The organism is Micromonospora reichwaldensis, from assembly GCF_031845925.1.
Lineage (GTDB): Bacteria > Actinomycetota > Actinomycetes > Mycobacteriales > Micromonosporaceae > Micromonospora > Micromonospora reichwaldensis.
On record NZ_JAVRFL010000037.1, the window covers coordinates 15,949 to 33,993 of the forward strand.

The 18,045-nt window shown below is 68.6% G+C and carries 9 protein-coding genes; 7 read left to right on the forward strand and 2 right to left on the reverse strand.

The features are described 5' to 3' along the window. Positions 1-74 precede the first annotated feature (74 nt). Positions 75-623: a hypothetical protein gene (locus RM555_RS25220; RefSeq protein ID WP_311414068.1), complete on the reverse strand. Its 549-nt coding sequence runs from the start codon at positions 621-623 to the stop codon at positions 75-77. A gap of 84 nt (positions 624-707) precedes the next feature. Beyond that, a complete protein-coding gene (locus RM555_RS25225; RefSeq protein WP_311414069.1) occupies positions 708-1,241 on the reverse strand; it encodes a DUF4352 domain-containing protein in 534 nt (177 codons plus the stop codon). 102 nt (positions 1,242-1,343) lie between these two features. Here RM555_RS25225 and RM555_RS25230 point away from each other — a divergent pair, with 102 nt between their 5' ends. The 7 genes from RM555_RS25230 to drmC all read left to right on the forward strand — a co-directional run bounded on the left by RM555_RS25230 (position 1,344) and on the right by drmC (position 18,044). Further along, on the forward strand, positions 1,344-3,272 hold the full coding sequence (locus RM555_RS25230) for an N-6 DNA methylase (protein WP_311414070.1): 1,929 nt from the start codon (positions 1,344-1,346) through the stop codon (positions 3,270-3,272). Then, a complete protein-coding gene (locus RM555_RS25235) occupies positions 3,269-4,168 on the forward strand; it encodes an 8-oxoguanine DNA glycosylase OGG fold protein (protein WP_311414071.1) in 900 nt (299 codons plus the stop codon). The genes RM555_RS25230 and RM555_RS25235 overlap by 4 nt, the downstream gene beginning before the upstream one ends. Positions 4,169-4,338: 170 nt before the next feature. Further along, positions 4,339-7,464, forward strand: a complete 3,126-nt coding sequence (gene drmD / locus RM555_RS25240; RefSeq protein WP_311414072.1) for a DISARM system SNF2-like helicase DrmD — start codon at positions 4,339-4,341, stop codon at positions 7,462-7,464. Next, positions 7,461-11,531 carry an Eco57I restriction-modification methylase domain-containing protein gene (locus RM555_RS25245; RefSeq protein WP_311414073.1) on the forward strand — a complete coding sequence of 1,357 codons (4,071 nt, stop codon included), beginning with the start codon at positions 7,461-7,463 and terminating at the stop codon, positions 11,529-11,531. The genes drmD and RM555_RS25245 overlap by 4 nt, the downstream gene beginning before the upstream one ends. Continuing rightward, positions 11,531-15,367, forward strand: coding sequence for a DISARM system helicase DrmA (drmA, locus tag RM555_RS25250; protein WP_311414074.1), 3,837 nt, complete (start codon positions 11,531-11,533; stop codon positions 15,365-15,367). Before RM555_RS25245 ends, drmA begins: the two co-directional genes overlap by 1 nt. Next, a complete protein-coding gene (locus RM555_RS25255) occupies positions 15,367-17,265 on the forward strand; it encodes a DUF1998 domain-containing protein (RefSeq protein WP_311414075.1) in 1,899 nt (632 codons plus the stop codon). The genes drmA and RM555_RS25255 overlap by 1 nt, the downstream gene beginning before the upstream one ends. Further along, positions 17,262-18,044, forward strand: a complete 783-nt coding sequence (drmC, locus tag RM555_RS25260; RefSeq protein ID WP_311414076.1) for a DISARM system phospholipase D-like protein DrmC — start codon at positions 17,262-17,264, stop codon at positions 18,042-18,044. The genes RM555_RS25255 and drmC overlap by 4 nt, the downstream gene beginning before the upstream one ends. Position 18,045 lies beyond the last annotated feature (1 nt).

Here is an 18,045-nt window from a genome sequence, read left to right on the forward strand (position 1 = left end):
CCTCCTGACGTCTCGTGACTGAGACATGGATGGAGTTGGGATGGGCGGGGTGCATTGCGCGAAAGCGGTGCCGTTCAGTCGGTGAGGGTCACGACCATCCGGAGGCCGTTGTCGGGGTGATACGTCCACGAGGCCCGCTTGCCGTTCCACTCGCCGGTCTGCCGGCCGTCGAGTGCACGCGTGGTCTCGATTTCCGCCCGGATGGAGTCCGGGACTTCCAGCGCGGTCCAGAAGCACTCCAGCTGAGCCCAGGTGAGACCCGCGTCTTCCTTGCCGCTGCTTCGCAGGGTTAAGGTCCTGCCTTCGTCTCCGAGCTCCGCGTACGGCAGGGCGGAGTCGCCGCAGCCTTCCCTGGCCTCCTCTAGGAAGGTCGCCTCCTTCGCCTTCGGGGTTCCGTCGGAGTCGCCGGACCCTTGGCTCACCGCGAGGCCGATCCCCACCGCCGTAAGTAGGACCACGATCCCTATGGCAGCCGCAGCCAGCAGATTCCGGCGCTGCTTCCGCCCCATCTGAAGACGTTGGGACGTTTCGCGTTCCTGGTTCGTCGTATCGGCAGTTGGCATCACGGGGTGCGGCGACGCAGCCGGCTGGTCGGATGGCATGGGCGTGCTGGGCTCGTTCAACGGTTCTCCTGCTGGGAACTCGCGGGCGAAGGGGGCTGAAGGCGGGGCGGGCGGGATCGCCCGCCCCGACCAGACGGCGGGCGGTCAGCCCAGGGCGACGGTGACGCCGCCGGAGAACGGCGAGTCGTGCAGTTCGAGCTTGGTGAGCTTGACCTTCTTGGGGATGTCGAAGACCACGACGCCGGTGACCTGGTTGCCGGGGTTGATGTCGTTGAGGAACGTCTCGGCGTTCTTGTTGGCGTAGATGGCGGCGCCGGTGTCGGAGGAGTACTCGGTGCCGTCGGCCGCGTACGCCTTCTGGCTGCTGCCGTCGAACATCTGCGCTTCCTTGCCGATGTTCTTCACGTTGATCGTGATCAGGCAGAACTGGCCCTGGGCCTTCTCGCCGAGCACGCTGTCGCCGACCTTGGCGACGCCGCACTTGGACGACTTCACCGTGAACTCGAACTTCCCGTCCCGCGCCGGCTGGCCGACCTTCGCGCTCTTCGCCGCCTTGTCGTCGCCCTTGGCCACCCCGTCGCTGCCGCCCGAGCTGCTCGCGTCGTCGGTACCGCCGGAGCTGCAGCCCAGCGCGACGACGGCGGTGGCGAGCAGGGCGAGGGTCGTGGTCTTGCGCATCGTTTTCCTCCAACTGTGAACGTGGCGGGGTCAATAAGAGCATCGTCCGACAACTCTGTCAACAGGCACCGTGCTCCTTGACAGGTGTGCGAAGCTTCGTACGTGAAGACACCGACCGTCACCGCCGCAGAGATCGCTCGGCTCGCCGGGGTCGGTCGCGCCGCGGTCAGTAACTGGCGCAAGCGGCACCCCGACTTCCCACCCCCTGTGGGCGGCACCACCGCCAGCCCCGAGTTTGATCTGACCCAGGTCGAGCAGTGGCTACGTGATCAGGGCAAGCTCCCCGAGCTGTCCCGCGCCGACCGGCTCTGGCAACACCTCGCCGCCCCGAATGAGACCCCCGCCGCCGCGCTCGCCGCCGTCGGCGCCCTGCTGCTCTCCCGGCACCGCGGCGACCGCCCGGCGCCTGGCCGCGCCAACGCCCACCTCGCCGCCCTGCTGCCCGACGTCGACGCCCTCGCCGACGAACTCGGCCCTCAAGGCGCCTTCGACGAGCTGTGGCGGCGGTTCTCCGCCCCCGGCCCGGGCCGCCCATACGCCACCCCTGACGAGCTCGCCGACCTGATGGTTGGGCTCGCCGAGGTCGGCGGCGGTTCCGTCCTCGACCCGGCTGCCGGCACCGGCGCCCTCCTGCGGGCCGCCGCGCGCGCCGGCTGCACCTCGGCGTACGGGCAGGAACTCGACCCGGACCTCGCCAAGCTCGCCGGGCTCTCGCTCGCCCTGCGCGAGGTGCCCGGCGAGGTGTGCCCCGGGGACTCGCTGCGTTCCGACGCGTTCGCCGGTCGCGCCGTCGACGCCGTCGTCTGCCACCCACCGTTCGGCGCCACCAACTGGGGCGACGCCGAACTCGGTCACGATCCGCGCTGGATCGTGGGCACGACACCCCGCACCGAACCTGAGCTGGCCTGGGTTCAGCACGCCCTCGCCCACCTCCGGGTGGGCGGGCATGCCGTCCTGCTGATGCCGCCCACGGTGGCGAGCCGGCGGGCCGGCAAGCGGATCCGCCAGGAGTTGCTACGTCAGGGTCACCTTCGCGCAGTGGTCGCCCTTCCGCCAGGGGCGGCCGCGCCGCACGGCGTACCCCTGCACCTGTGGGTCTTGCGCCGCGCCGCGACGGACGCTCAAGCGCCGACACACGCGCTGTTGATCGACGCGGCCGATGCGGAGCCGGCCAAGGTCTTCCCGCGCATCCTGACCGTCTGGCGGGCATTCGCCGAGGCTCCGGCGGCAGAGGTGGAGGAAGCCGGCTTCGCGCGTACGGTTCCGCTGATCGAGTTCTTCGACGAGGACGTCGACCTGACTCCCGCCCGCCGACAACTCGCCGTCAAGACCGAGCCGACCGGCAAGCTGCTGGTACACATGACGAAGCGCCTCACGGCCGTCGTCGGCGATCTGCCAGCGTTGATGCCACGGGTTGAGCCGGCACTGGACGGCACCTCCCCGCAACCGCCACTCTCCATCGCCGAACTGGTTCGCACCGGAGCCCTGCAAGTGATCGGCCCGATCCGTCCGTCGTCAAGCACGAGTCAGAACGGCGCGGCTGGCGCGCCGGACGACACACCCGTTCTCACCGCCCAAGATGTGATCGGCGCTACCGAGGCGTCCGGCGCCGATGACGGCACCATGCCGGAACGGGTGCCGCTGCTGATGGGGGACGTGGTGGTGCCGGGGGCGACACGCCACCTGATCGCGCGGGTGATCATGTCCGAGGGGATGCTGCTCGGCAGCAACCTCTACCTCTTGCGCCCCCATCCGGCCGCGCTGGACCCGTGGTTTCTGGCCGGGCAGTTACACAGCTCCGTCAACGACAAGCAGACGACGAGCCTGTCGGGTACCCGCATCGACATCCGGCGAGCCCAGATCCGACGGCTGCCACTGGAAGAGCAGAGAGCGCTTGGAGAGGTGTTCCAACGGCTCGTCAGGTTCGAATCGGCTGTGGCGGAGGTGCGGTCGCTCAGTGCCGAGTTGGTGCGGCTCACCGCGGACGGACTGGCCGCCGGCACCCTTCGGCCCGAGGGCGGTGGAAGGTGAGCGCAAACCCAGAGGACCGGGCGGGGGAGCAACCCTGCGACTACCGGAACGTGCTTCCCCGCGACGCGTCGGACTACGACAGGGGCGTGGTGGAGTGGGGCCTCGCCGCCGAAGAGCAGGACTGGCTCAGGCGGCAGCGCCGCGAGTGGGAGGCCCGGTGTGGGGGCGGGCCACGCAGCGCTGAGGAACTGGTCGACAGGCACACGATCGACGTCGTGCCGGCACGCTGGGCCAGGTTCGGCGAGCACCTGCCCTTCGAGACCGAAGGTCAGGCGCGCCTGTCGCTGACTCGACGTACGGTGACGGACGTGGCGCGAGAGTGTCGCGTAAGCGGGGCCTGGCTGCCGCTCCTCGTCACCTCCTTCGCCTGGGGTTGGGGCACGCGGGGGTTTGGCCCGACCCGGCTCTCCTGGATCCTGAACGGCAGAGGATCCTTCCCGGGACTTCCACTGACTGAGGTAGGGAACCGGCTGGCAGCTGCCGTCGATGCCCTCGACCAGCAGGGCGCCCGTGCCTCCTACGAGTTGCTGTTGAGGGTCGCACCCGTCCGCGGGTTCGGCCCCGCCTTCTTCACGAAGTTCCTCTACTTCGCGAGCAGGGCCGACAACGCACGGAGCGGCGCACTGATCCTCGACGCTCGGCTGGCAGGACAGATGCGTGACTGCTGGAAACGACGAGCCGACCAGCCGTACGCGGTGAATGGCCCCGCCGCCCGGTGGCTCTGGCGAGGACCGCGCTGGTCGTCCCTGCGCTATCAGATCTACCTGGCCTTCATGTGCCGGGCGGCGGGTCAGTTGTCGGAGTCGGGTGCGCGATGGACGCCGGAGCTGGTGGAGCTGCTGCTCTTTCGAGGCGGGCCTGGCGAACCGCCCGGCGCAACAGTGTCGCGTAACTGACTGACGAGTCCGATTGACGGGACGGCAGCCGAGTGATTTCCTTCCTATTCGCTGCCGGGTTGTGAAGTGAACAAACAAGCCTTTCGGCGGGCTCCGGCCCTGTCAGCGCGGGCGTACGGTGCGGGTCGGATTCGAGTGGGGGAACCAACAATGGGGGAACGATGCCGAGCGTGACGACGGCGAAGCCGGCGATCGGCGCCCTGGTCGCGGTACGCGGCCAGCGCTGGGTGGTCAGCGACGTGCAGGACGGCGAGCACAGCAGCCTGGTCAGCCTGCAGAGCGTCGAGGACGGCCGTTACGGGCACCACCTGGACGTCATCTGGGAGGTCGAACCGGGGCGCCAGGTGCTGCCCAGCGGATCGCTGCCTGACGTCACCGAGGGGAAATTCGACTCGCCGCAGCGGCTGGCCGCCTTCCTCGACGCCGTGCGCTGGTCGGCGGTCACCTCGGCCGACGTGAAGACGCTGCAGTCACCGTTCCGCTCGGGTGTCGCGATCGAGGACTACCAGCTGGAGCCGGTGGCCCGCGCGGTCGACGCGCCCCGCGTCAACCTGCTGCTCGCCGACGACGTCGGCCTAGGCAAGACCATCGAGGCCGGCCTGGTCGCCCAGGAGTTGCTGCTGCGCCAGCGGGCCCGCCGCATCATGATCGTCTGCCCGGCCGGTCTGACCCTCAAGTGGCGCGACGAGATGGCCGAGAAGTTCGGCCTCGACTTCACCATCATCGACGCCGAACGCTGCGCCACGGTCCGCCGGACCCACGGCTCGGCGGCGAACCCGTTCGAGGTCTACCCGCTGAGCATCATCAGCCTGCCGTGGCTGCGGGGGCAGAAGGCGCAGCGCCTGCTCGACGAGGTGCTGCCCGCCGATGGCCCTACCTACCCGCGCACCTTTGACCTGCTGATCCTCGACGAGGCGCACCACGTCGCCCCGGCCGCGCCCAAGCAGGTCTACGCGGTCGACTCGCAGCAGACGAAGTTGATCCGCCGGCTGGCGCCGCACTTCACCCACCGGCTGTTCCTCTCCGCCACCCCGCACAACGGCTACCAGGCGTCGTTCACCGCGCTGCTGGAAATCCTCGACAACCAGCGGTTCGCCCGGGGTGTTGAGCCGGACCAGTCCGCGGTGCGGGACACGGTCGTCCGGCGGCTCAAGCGCGACGTCACGGACGCCGACGGAAAGCCCCGCTTCGTGGAGCGAGTCGCCACCGCGATCCCGGTCACCTACCCGGAGAGCGAGCGGCAGATCCATGCCCTGCTCACGGAGTTCGCCGAGCTGCGACGTAAGCGACTGAACTCCCAGCGGGGACGCAAGGCGACCGACCTGGTGACGCTGCTGCTCAAGAAGCGGCTCTTCTCCAGCCCCGCCGCGTTCGCGCACACCGTCGGCGTCTACCTGGAGACTCTGCGGAGTCGCAAGGCACCCGCCGTCCTGCCGGCCGATGACGACGTGCCGGAGTGGATGGAGGACTTCTTCGACGACGTCGCCACCTACGCCGACGACCAGCTCGCCGAGGCCGAGGACGACGCGCTCGGCCGGACCCGGGCCATGCAGCCCGACGCCACCGCCGACGAGATGGCCCTGCTGGAGAAGATGCACCAGTGGGCCGAGGGGAAGGCGGCGCTTCCGGACGCCAAGGCCCGCGAGCTGATCACCTACCTGAGCGCGGTCTGCAAGCCGGATGGCCGGCACTGGACCAACGAGCGCGTCGTGGTCTTCACGGAATACCGCGACACCCAGATTTGGCTGGCCGAGCTGCTCCGCCAGGAGGGTCTGGCCGGGCAGGGGCTCGTGCTGCTGCACGGCGGTACGCCCGCCGAGGAGCGGGAGCAGCTGCGGCTGGCTTTCCAGGCCGACCCGACGAAGCAGCCGGTGCGCATCCTGCTCGCTACCGACGCCGCCAGCGAGGGCATCGACCTGCAGAAGTACTGCCACCGGCTGGTCAACTACGACATCCCGTTCAACCCGAACAAGCTGGAGCAGCGGATCGGTCGGGTCGACCGGTACGGACAGACCATCGCGCCCGAGATCAAGCACTTCGTGGGCAGCGGCTTCGGCAAGGCCGTCGACTCCTACGAGGCGGACCTGGAGTTCCTGTCCCGGGTCGCCACGAAGGTGGCCCGGATGGAGGCCGACCTCGGTTCGGTCAATGCTGTGCTCGCCGAGGCCGTGCAGCGCCGGATGCTCGGCGAGCAGGTCACCGTGGACATCGACAAGGCGGGCAAGGCCAAGAGCACCCGCAGCCTGCCAACCGAGGCCAACCTGCGCGAGCAGGTCGTCCGGCTCCGGTCGGAGCTGGACAAGACCGTCGAGGAACTCGGCATCACGCCGCCGGCCGTCAAGCGGGTCGTTGACACGGCGCTAGAACTGGCCCGTCAGCAGCCGCTGAAGCGGCACATCGATGACCGGCACCTGGTCAACGGCCTCTACACCGTCCCGCCACTGACCGGTTCCTGGCAGCGGGCTGCCGCCGGGCTGACCGCGAAACTGCAGCGCGACGACGAGCCGCCCCGACAACTGCCGGTCACCTTCGAGCCGGCGGTGGCGAAGGGGCAGGACGAGATCGTGCTCGCCCACCTCAACCACCCGCTGGTCGCCATGTCGACCCGGCTGCTGCGCGCCGCCGTCTCCAACCCGGACATCGGGCTGCACCGGGTCACCGCCGTGGTCAGCGACGACCCGGCACTGGAGGATGTGCTGGTCGGGGCGTACTCCCGGTTTGTGCTGGTTGGCACCGACGGCGTGCGGTTGCACGAGGAGGTCCTCTACGCCGGTGGTTGGGCACCCGAGCACGGCCGGTTCCGCCGGCTGGACAACCTCGGCACCCTCGGCGGCATCCTCGACCGGGCGATCACCACCGGCAGCGCGGCCTCCGGCCTGGTTGAGGCCCGGCTCGCAGAGCGTTGGCCCCGCGTCGCCGACGGCCTGCTCGCCGCCATCGATTGGCGCACCGCCACCCGCTACGAGTCCCTGAAGCGCAAGCTCGACCAGCGGCAGGCAGCTGAGCAGCAGCGCATCGTCGACAACCTCGACCAGTTCGCCGCCACCCTGCGCGGCGCGCTCGCCGACGACGACGCCGAGGACGCGCTGTTCAGCGTCGCCGTCGCCGCGAAGAGCAAGGAAGAACTGGCGCAGTACCGCAAGGACCGTCAATCCTGGGAGGAACGCTTGTCGGCCCTGGAAGTCGAGCGCGACCGCGAACTCGCGGCCGTCGCGGCCCGCTACCGAGACCCGAAGCCGCACCGGTTCCCGGTGGCCGTGGTCTTCGTCGTACCGAAGCGGGAGGCCATCCGATGAGCCGCACCTTCCGACGTCCCGCGCTCGACGGCGCCGAGCAGCACCGCAACTGGCTGAGCCTGGTCGAGGTCAGCGGGCCGTTCCTCAGCCTGCCGGTGCTCCGCGGCACCTGGCCGACCCTGGACGCCCTCGACAAGAAGACCCGCGAGCGACTGCGCCAGGAGCACGCCACCTGGCAGGCCGACACCGCCGCGGGCCAGCAGACCTGGATCGGGTACGTGCTGAGTGAGCTGCTCGGCTGGGGCGACGTCCTGCACACCGACGGCCTCGACACGCTCGCGCACACCGTCGCGGAGCACGACACCGAGCTGCGCCCGTCGTTCGCGCTCGTCGAGCCGGGGGAGGAGATCAAGCCCGACAGCGTACGAATGCTGGGGTTGGTCTGCCCGGCCGGCAGCCAGCCGACCGCCCGGATTCGTGATTCCGCATGGGCGGCGACCCCGGTCGACCGGCTCGCCCACCTGTGCCGGCACCACAACATCGAGCTGGGCCTGGTTACCGACGGCCGCTGGTGGACGCTGGTCTGGGCGCCGCGCGGCGGCGTCACCACCACCGCCGTCTTCGACGCCGTGGCGTGGCCGGAGGCGGCCGAGCGCGACGTGGTCCGCGCGTTCACCTCGCTGCTCTCCCGGCACCGGTTCTTCGGCGTCCCCGACGCCGAGCGGCTGGTGCCGCTGCTGCGGGCAAGCCTCGGCAGTCAGGAGGAGATCACCGAGGCGCTCGGCGTCCAGGTCCGCCAGGCCGTCGAACTGCTGGTGGCCGCCATGGGCCGCACCGACGTCCGGGACCGGGACCTCGGCGGGCGCGGCCTCCAGGACGTCGACGCGCACGAGGTCTACCGCGGCGCGGTTGCGGTGATGATGCGGATCGTCTTCCTGCTCTTCGCCGAGGAGCGCAAGCTGCTCCCCGCCGACAACGAGCTGTATGCGGCGGCGTACTCGGCGGGACGGCTCTGCGCCGAGCTGGAGCAGCGGGTCATCGAGGGCAGCGAGGAGGACCTGGAGCACAGCTCCGCCGCCTGGCACCGGCTGCTCGCCCTCTTCAACGCCGTCTACCGCGGCGTCGACCACCCCCGGCTCATCATGCACGGCCACGACGGATCGCTCTTCGACCCGGAAGCCACCCCGTGGCTGCCGCTCACCATCGACGACCGCACCGTGCTGCACATGCTGCGGTCGGTGCAGTACGTCGAGGTTGGCGCCGGTCGGTCGCGGGAGCGCCGAACGGTGAGCTTTCGCACCCTCGGCGTCGAGCAGATCGGGTACGTCTACGAGGGCTTGCTCTCCTTCGAGGGCTTCCGCGCCGAGGACGTGACGGTCGGGCTGATCGGCAAGGAGGGGCTGGAGGAGGAAGTCCGGCTCACCGACCTGGAAGCCGCTGCGCGGCAGGTTGATGACGTGCCGGCGCTGGCTAAGGCGCTCGCCGAGAAGTACAAGGACTCGAAGATCGGCTCAGTCCCGGCGTTGACCAAGAAGCTGGCCCCGCTGGACGGGGTGGAGCGAGAGGAGGCGCGCAAGAAGCTGCTCGCCGTCACCGGGGGCGACTATCCGCTCTCCGAGCGGCTGCTGCCCTTCGCCGGCATCATTCGGGAAGACCTGCGCGGTCTGCCCGTGGTGATCCTGCCGGGCGCGCTCTTCGTCACCGAGTCGACGCTCCGCCGCAACACCGGTACTCACTACACGCCGCGCTTCCTGGCAGAGGAGGTGGTCGAGGGGGCGCTGGAGCCGCTGGTCTACGAGCCGGGGCCGTTGCAGACGGCGGACAAATCGCAATGGAAACCGAAGTCAAGCAAGGAGATCCTGGCACTTAAGGTCGCCGACATCGCCATGGGCTCGGCGGCGTTCCTGGTAGCCGCCGCACGCTACCTTGCCGGTCACCTGATCGAGGCGTGGTCCCGCGAGGGTGACGAGCGGGCGCTCGCCTACCAGCAGCGTGGGGTTGATCGGCCGGTGGACGCGGACGAGGACCCGCTCGTAGTGGAGGCGCGACGGCAGGTAATCGAGCACTGCCTCTACGGGGTGGACATCAACCCGATGGCCGTGGAGATGGCGAAGCTGTCGCTCTGGCTGGTCTCCATGGACCCGCAGCGTCCCTTCACCTTCCTCGACGACCGCCTCGTCAACGGAGATTCTCTGCTCGGCATCACATCCCTAGAGCAGCTCGAATACATGCATTTGGACCCGAAGCAGGGTCGCAAAGTCCACGAGGGAGCCCTGTGGGACTGGACGTCGGGGGTGCGGTCTCTGGTGGCTGCGGCGGCTGGGCATCGCCGGAAGATTGCAGATACTTCGCTCGGCAATGACCCAGTGATGGGGTTGGCCCGAAAGCGCGAGCTGCTTCGAGTTGCGCAAGACAAGACGAAGCAACTGCGTCTTTTCGCCGACTTGGCAGTTGGTTCCGCACTTGCCAACGTCGGCAAGGGCGAGCCGGGTTTGAATTCTGGCTCAGTGGCGTCGGCCAAGGCCGCCAACGATGTCGCTGCCGGTAATGTGGATGAGAACGCGGCCAGCGATCAGGGTGCACGATGGCTCGCCACCGACCATGTGTCAGGATCGTTCGACCGCCGACCATTGCATTGGCCTTTGTTCTTCCCCGAAGTTTTCGAGCAAGGCGGCTTTGACGCTATCATCGGCAATCCTCCGTTTTTCGGTGGGTTGAAGATTGCTGAGGCTGTTGGGCGCGCCTATCGCGACTATCTAGTGGCTCATCTAGGTAGGGGAGTACGAGGCATTCGTGGAACGGCAGACCTTGTTGCCTATTTTGTGTGCCGATCTGCGTCAGTCCTTAACAGCGACGGGCAACTTGGAATTGTTGCGACAAGTACTCTTGCGGAGGGGGACACTCGACGAGTTGGCCTCGATCAGATCGTCTCTGACGGTCTTGAGATACGGCAAGCGGTGAAGAGCAAGCCATGGCCTTCGAGGGGTGCGTCGCTTGAGTATTGCGCTATTTGGGTTAGCAGAGCAAGTCTCACGCCAGAGGCGGGCAGGCTCGCGGATGGAAATGCTGTCTCCAAAATCACGACTTCTCTCGAATCGGTATCGCAAGTAGTGGGTCAGCCATTTCGCCTTGCATCGAATAAGGCGAAAGCTTTTCAGGGGTTTAATGTCCTGGGGTCTGGTTTTGTCGTAGATCCTGAGTGGGCAAAGCAGTTGATTGAGAAGAGTGAGGTTAACTCGGAGGTTCTTGCTCCTTTCCTTGGTGGCCAAGATGTCAATAGCAGACCTGATGCGTCTGCAAGTCGGTGGGTCATCAACTTCCACGACTGGTCAGAGGAGCACGCTGCTGATTATCCCGAGTGCTATGACCGGGTGCGCCGGTTGGTGCTGCCTGAACGTGTCAAGAACAAGCAAAAGTCGAGGCGCGAGCGATGGTGGCAGTACTCCGAGTATCGGAGAGGTCTCGTAGAAGGTGTGGCGGGCTTGGAGCAGGTTATTGTGCTTGCCTTAGTGAGCAGAACGCTGATGCCTGTGAGGGTGCCAACCGGTCAGGTTTTCTCTCACAAGTTGGCTGTCTTCTGTTCCCAGGACTATGCATTACTTTCCATGCTGTCGAGTAACCTGCATTACCTTTGGTTCTTAGGCCAGACGTCAAGAAGAGGTGTTGGCGGAGTACCTAACTACTCCCCGTCCGACGTCTTCGAAACCTTCTCGATGCCAGAGCTGACGCCGGAGATGCGGGAGCTGGGAAATCGGCTAGACACGTACCGGCGGGATGTGATGCTGAGCCGTCAGGGGTTAACGACTACCTACAACTCGGTTTTCGCCCCAAATTGTCACGACGAGGACATTGTGGAGTTGCGGCGTATCCACCGTGATATTGACGAGGCGGTCTGTCGCGCTTACGGCTGGGACGATCTTGTGACGCAGGGCCTCGACCACGGCTTTCACAAGCCCGGCGCTTACACCCGCTACACATTCGGCCCGACTGTCCAACGCGAGGTCCTCAACCGACTGTTGGAGCTGAACCACCAGCGCTACAAGGAAGAGAAGGCACAGGGTCTGCACGACAAGAAGAGGTCGGGTCGGAGCAAATCCACCAACGGAGAACAGGGGACGCTGATCTGATGGTCGACGTACAGGGCGGGCTCTTCCCGCACCCCCGGGGTGAGCAGCAGGCATTGTCTCTGTTGGGCAGGGATGACACCGAGCAGCTCGCCTTGGTTCAGCCGCTCGACGTACCGCAGGAGTTCCCAGATACGACCTCCTACCAGGTGCGGGACGAGTTGGAGGAGCTGATCGGGCGCGACCTGCTCGGGCCTTGGGACGGGGAGCACGAGGAGTTCCGCCCCGGTGCGATGGGCCCGCGCGAGCGGTACCTCGTCGGCATGTTGGGCCCGAAGCAGCGCCCGCGCTCCGACCGCCGTGAGGCGGTCGAGGTGGCGGACGTGGACGCCGCCGTCCAGGGTGACGGCGCGGAGGCTGAACTGCCCGAGGTCGTCACCCCGCAAAACCTGGGCAAGATGTGGGCCTCCTCCATGGGGCTGTCGTTCGCCGTGCCCGGCGACGTCGACGTCCTCACCGTGACCGCCGACTGGGGCCGTTACGACCTGCGCGAGTCTGAGGACGAGAAGGGCAAGAAGCGCCGAGTCTGGTATCGCGAGCCGGTGTCGTACCGGAAGGAGGTTCGCCTCGACAGCGAGTCGTCCTACCGGATGCCGCTGACGGTGCCGGATGAGGACGAGCCGGGCGTGCACCTGGCCGTCGAGGTTCGGCCGCGCGATGGCAGTCGGGTGGTGCAGCTCGCCTTGATTAACACCCAGTCCGAGGTGACCAGCAACGGCGACACGGCCTGGTTGTTCCAGGCCGCCCTGACGGTGAGCGCGCTGGACGGCGCCGCCGCCGTCTTCCTGCCGATCGACGACCCGCTGGACGGGGTGCAGGGTGTCGGTGACGACCTGGAGGAGACGCACCTGCGGCTGCTCTACCGGTCGCAGCGCCGCTACGCCTCCGGCCGCAACGTCGCCGTCCACCCGTCGGTGCGCGAGGACGAGCGGTGCGCGTACCAGCTCGCCACGACGTGGCTGCCCACCCACAACGTGCCGGCGACCGTCGCCCAGGTCGGCGCGGACAGCGGCCTGGCCGGCGTGGAACTGTCCATGGACGCCCTCGCCACCGTCGACATCGACCGGCTCCGCACCCGACTCGCGCCGCTGGCCGACGGGTACGAGGACTGGCTCGACGACGAGGAGGCCAAGATTCCTGGCCTGCCGGAGCCGCTCCGCCCGGCCGCAGTGACCGCCGTCTTCAACGCGCGCCGCGCAGCCGAGCGGATCCGCGCCGGCGTCGCGCTGCTCACCGACCCGGAGGCCGAGAAGCACGCCGACGCCATCGCCGCGTTCCGCTTCGCCAACGAGGCGATGGCCCTGCAACGTCGACACAGCGAGGTCGCCCGGCTCCGCGAGGAGCAGGGCCTGTCGTACGCCGAGGCCAAGGCCTCCATCGACGCTCGTGGCGCCGCTGCCGCGTCCTGGCGTCCGTTCCAGCTCGCGTTCGTACTGCTGAATCTGCCGTCGATCACCGACCCGGCGCATCCGGAGCGGGCCGCCGACCGGGACGCGACCGTCGACCTGCTCTTCTTCCCCACCGGTGGTGGCAAGACGGAGGCCTACCTCGGACTGACCGCCTTCACCTTCGCCATTCGCCGCCTCCAGGGCGTGGTCGGTGCCGGTGCGGACGCCCGCAGCGGCGCGGGCGGGGTGGCCGTGCTGATGCGGTACACGCTGCGGCTGCTCACCGCGCAGCAGTTCCAGCGGGCCGCCGCCCTGGTCTGCGCCGCCGAGGTGCTGCGTCGACAGGCGGAGCGTACCTGGGGTAAGGAGCCGTTCCGGATCGGGCTCTGGGTCGGTGGCGGGGTGTCGCCGAACTGGTTCACCGAAGCCTCCGAGCAGATCGCGGAGGCGCGCGAGGCCGGCAGCGGCAAGTTCACCAACGTCCTGCAGACGTTGAGCTGCCCGTGGTGCGGGTCGAAGCTGCGCGCCGAGCGTGACCTGACCGTCCGCGAGGACGAGCGGCGGGTGCTGGTCTTCTGCCCCGAGGCCGAAGGCGCGGACGCCTGCCCGTTCTCCCGGACCCGTTCCAACGAGGGCCTGCCGATCCTCACCATCGACGAGGAAATCTACCGGTACGCCCCGAGCCTGGTTATCGCCACCGTCGACAAGCTCGCCCAGCTGCCCTGGCGGGGCTTCGCCGGGATGCTCTTCGGCCGGGTCCGGGAGCGCTGCCCCCGGCACGGCTACCGGCACGACGACCTCGACGCGAAGACCGGCTGCGGAGCCCGGCACAACAAGAAGGGCAAGCTGCCGGCCGTCACCAGCGAGCCGGTCGTCCGGCTGCGCCCGCCGGACCTGATCATCCAGGACGAGCTGCACCTCATCTCCGGTGCGCTCGGCACCATCGTCGGCCTGTTCGAGGCGGCCGTCGACCAGCTCTGTACCTGGTCGCTGCCAGGAGGTCGCGAGGCCGGGCCGAAGATCGTGGCGTCCACGGCGACCACCAAGCGGGCCCGGGAACAGGTGCTCGGCGTCTTCGGCCGACAGCTCGCCGTCTTCCCGCCGCCGGTCATCGACATCACCGACACGTTCTTCAGCCGGCAGGTGCCGGTGACCGTGCAGAACCCTGGTCGCCGCTACCTCGGTGTCTGCGCGCACGGTGTCCGGATGAAGTCGGCGGAGATCCGCCTCTCGGAGATCCTGCTCATCGCCGGGCAGACCCTCTTCGACACGTACGGGCAGCCGGCCGACCCGTACATGACCACAGTCGGCTACTTCAGCGCCACCCGCGAGCTGGCCGGTATGCGTCGCCTCCTCGACGACCAGGTCACCACCCGCGTCCGCAGCCACGGCCGGCGCAAGGGCCTCTCCGACCGGATCGCCGGCACCCAGATGCTCAACGTGCAGGAACTCACCTCCCGGGTCTCCTCCGCCGACATCAGCGAGGTGCTCAAGCGGCTGGAGAACGGCTTCGACCCGGAACTCGACACCTCCGCCCGGCGGCGGGCGGTGCTGGAGGACATGCGCGACGCGTTCAAAGCCAAGACCGCGTCGAACCCGAAGCTGTCGCTGCACCCGGTCACCCAGAGCTTCTACCGACGGCAGGACGAGAACCGGGTGCCCGTCGACGCGGTGCTCGCCACCTCCATGCTCCAGGTCGGCGTCGACGTCTCCCGCTTCGGTCTGATGGTCGTCACCGGGCAGCCGAAGAACACCGCCGAGTACATCCAGGCGTCCTCCCGGGTCGGCCGTGACGCCAAACGCCCCGGTCTGGTGGTCACCCTCTACAACTGGACCAGGCCGCGGGACCTGGCCCACTACGAGGACTTCGAGTACTACCACGCGACCTTCTACCGTCAGGTGGAGGCGCTGTCGGTCACCCCGTACACGCGGCGGGCGCTGGACCGGGGCACCACCGCTACCCTCGTCGCGGCCGTCCGCAACGGTGAGGACAGCTTCTCCCGCAACACCGACGCCCACGTCGTGCCGCTCGACGGTCCGGAGGTGCAGCGGGTCATCGGCCGGCTGTTGACCCGCGCCGAGGCGATCGGCGGGACGCGCGGTCGCGACTACCTCCAGGAGCGGATCAACCGGCTCCGCGACGAGTGGAACAAGAAGAAGACCGGCTCGTCCCGGCTCGGCTACTCGGAGGGGACGTTCAAACAACAGAAGCTGGATGGCCTGCTGACCGTGGCCGGTGGCGGGCGGTGGACCGGCCTGACGGTCGGCATGTCCATGCGGGAGACCGAGAACGAGATCAACCTGCTGCTGCCTGCCGGCGGGGAGATTTTCAACCCGCAGTACGGGACGCCGGAGTGGTCCTTCGGCCCGCAGACCGACGTCAAACGGGATGAGGACCTGCCCGACGGGGATGAGCTCGGCGAATCGACGCTGACCGGGAAGGGCAACTGATGGCCGCCAACTACTTCCGGCGGGTCGGTGCCGTCCGCCCCAGCCACCTGATGTTCACCACCGGTGTCGGCGCGATCGTCGACCTGCCCAACTTCTCCGTTCTGGTTCGTGGGCTCGAAGACTGGAACTACTCGGTCGTGCCCCAGTGGGAGGAGATCGTGGAGCCCCGGCTGCTCGCCGCCGTGCGGGCGCTGGGGTTGCGTTCGGTCAAGGAGCTGCGTCCGGCGCCGTGGCTGGACGGCACCGACCGGGAGCCGACCGGCCCGGCCGGCCGCGTCGGGGTGCCGATCATGCCGTTTCCCGGGTGGTTGCGCTGCACGGCCTGCGACGACCTCGCTCCAATTGACTCGAACGTCTTCGGCTTCGAGAACTCCAAGCCGCGTAAGCCACACGAGGCCCGCTTCTTCCACACCGTGTGCAGTCGCAAGAAGTCGGGGCGCAAACCGATGGCGGTCGGCGCCCGGTTCGTGCTCGCCTGCACCGCCGGCCACCTCGATGACTTCCCGTACGCCCACTTCGTCCACCAGGGTGGCGCCTGCCCGAACGCGAGCCATCCGAAGCTGAAGATGGATGACCGCGGCGGCAACCTGGGCGCCAACGTCGAGATCAAGTGCGCCCCTTGCGGTGCCCGCCGCAACATGAAGGAGGTCCTCGGTCCACGAGGTGCAGAGAAGCTTCCGCGCTGCCGTGGCCGTCGGCCGCACCTGGGTGACTTCGACCCGAAGGGCTGCGGTGGTGCCGAGCTGAAGCTACTGGTCGTCGGCGCGTCCAACCAGTGGTTCGCGCAGACCCTCTCCGCCCTGGCCGTGCCGCGCACCGGCGCGAGCGAACTCCAGGCCAAGGTGGAACAGCACTGGGCCGCTCTGGAGGGTGTTCCCAACGTCGCCATGTTGCCGTACCTGCGGACGGTCGTGCCGGCGTTCCGCGAGCTGGAAAGATGGAGCGACCAGGAGATCTGGGCGGCGATCGAGCGGCATCGCACCGGCGCCAAGGGCGGTGAGGAGGAGAAGGGCTACCCGGACCTGCGTACGCCGGAATGGGAGATCTTCTCCGCCGGGCAACTGCCGCCGGCCACGGACGACTTCACCCTCCGCCGCGACCCCGACGGCGTGCCCGGTGAGCTGAAGAACGTCTACGCCGACGTCATCCAGGCCGAACGGCTGCGCGAGGTCCGTGCGCTGGTCGGCTTCACCCGACTCGACTCGCCCGACCCGGAGGACCCGGACCTCGTCACTCGCGCGTCGCTGTCGAAAGGGGTGGCGACCTGGGTGCCGGCCAGCGAGGTACGCGGAGAGGGAATCTTCCTGCGCCTGCCCGAGGACCTGCTCGCCGCCTGGGAGCAGCGGATCGAGTACACCGAGGTCATGCAGGAACACCGGGACGCGTACGCCCGGTTCCGAAAGAACCGCTACTCCGGCCGGATCGCCGGACCGTTCGACCCGATGCACCTCTGGCCGGGGGAGCGCTACATCGCTCTCCACACCCTGTCGCACCTGCTGATCCGCACCATCTCCCTGGAGTGTGGATACAGCTCGGCGAGTCTCTCCGAACGGATCTACTCCGGCACCAAGGCCGACCCGCAACGCGCGGGCATCCTCATCTACACCGCCGTGCCGGACGCCGAGGGCACCCTCGGCGGGCTAGTGTCCCTCGCCGAGCCGGACGCACTGACCCGGCTGACCCGGCGGGCGCTCGCCGAGGCCATGCACTGCTCATCGGACCCGCTCTGCGCCGAGCGGCTGCCGCAGGACCCGGCGGACTTTCTGCACGGTGCCGCCTGCCACGTCTGCCTGTTCGTCTCCGAGACGACCTGCGAACGCGGCAACCGGTTCCTGGACCGGCGGTTCGTAGTACCGATCGACAAGCCGGACCTGGCGCTCTTCCCCGAGCTGCCGTGACCTGGCACCCGGCGTTCGAGGCGGCGGCGGAGGCTGCGGTGAACCGGCTCGGCCCGGGACATCTGCGGGTGCTGGCCGACCGCCTCGGGGACGGCTCGCCGGAGCAGGCCGTCCGGCACGCCGTACCGGTGCCCGGCTTCGCCGAGGCGGCCGGGGCGGTACTGGCTGCTCAGCGAACCTCGGGCCTGCCCAGCGTTGAGGCGGCGGCCTACCTGCGCGGGATGGCCGCCGGCCACGCGCAGCGGTCAGCAGCGGTACGGATCGAGTCGGTGTGGAGTGGACCGAGCACCCACCCGGTACCGGTCCGCGCCACCGCCCAGGTACTGGTCGACCTGGTGGCGGAGGCCCAAGCGGAACTGCTGCTGATGACGTATTCCGCCAAGCCCTACCCGCCGCTGCTGGCCGCGCTCACGGCGGCAGTCGCACGTGGTGTGGCCGTGGCGGTGGTGGTCGAAACCCTGGCCGGTGCTCGCGGTGCGTTGAACGGTGCAGAGCCCGCCGCCGCCTTCGCCACCCTGGCAGGCGTGCAGGTGTGGCACTGGCCGGCCGAGCGGAGGACCGAGGAGCACGCCAAGATGCACGCGAAGATCGCCGTGGCGGATCGCCGCGTGCTGCTGGTGTCCAGCGCCAACCTGACCCAGTCCGGGGTCAACCGCAACATCGAGGCCGGGCTTCTGGTACGCGGTGGGACGGCGCCGAAGCGGGCTGCCGAGCACATCGCGGAGCTGCAGACGCGAGGGCTGCTGGCCCGGCTCCAGGCATCCGGGCAGGGGAGGTGAC

Excerpts from the sequence above, each read along its gene's own strand:
- drmA (WP_311414074.1), top strand. The coding sequence starts at position 11,531 with ATGGTCGACGTACAGGGCGGGCTCTTCCCGCACCCCCGGGGTGAGCAG.
- RM555_RS25225 (WP_311414069.1), bottom strand. The coding sequence starts at position 1,241 with ATGCGCAAGACCACGACCCTCGCCCTGCTCGCCACCGCCGTCGTCGCG.
- RM555_RS25255 (WP_311414075.1), top strand. The coding sequence starts at position 15,367 with ATGGCCGCCAACTACTTCCGGCGGGTCGGTGCCGTCCGCCCCAGCCAC.
- RM555_RS25245 (WP_311414073.1), top strand. The coding sequence starts at position 7,461 with ATGAGCCGCACCTTCCGACGTCCCGCGCTCGACGGCGCCGAGCAGCAC.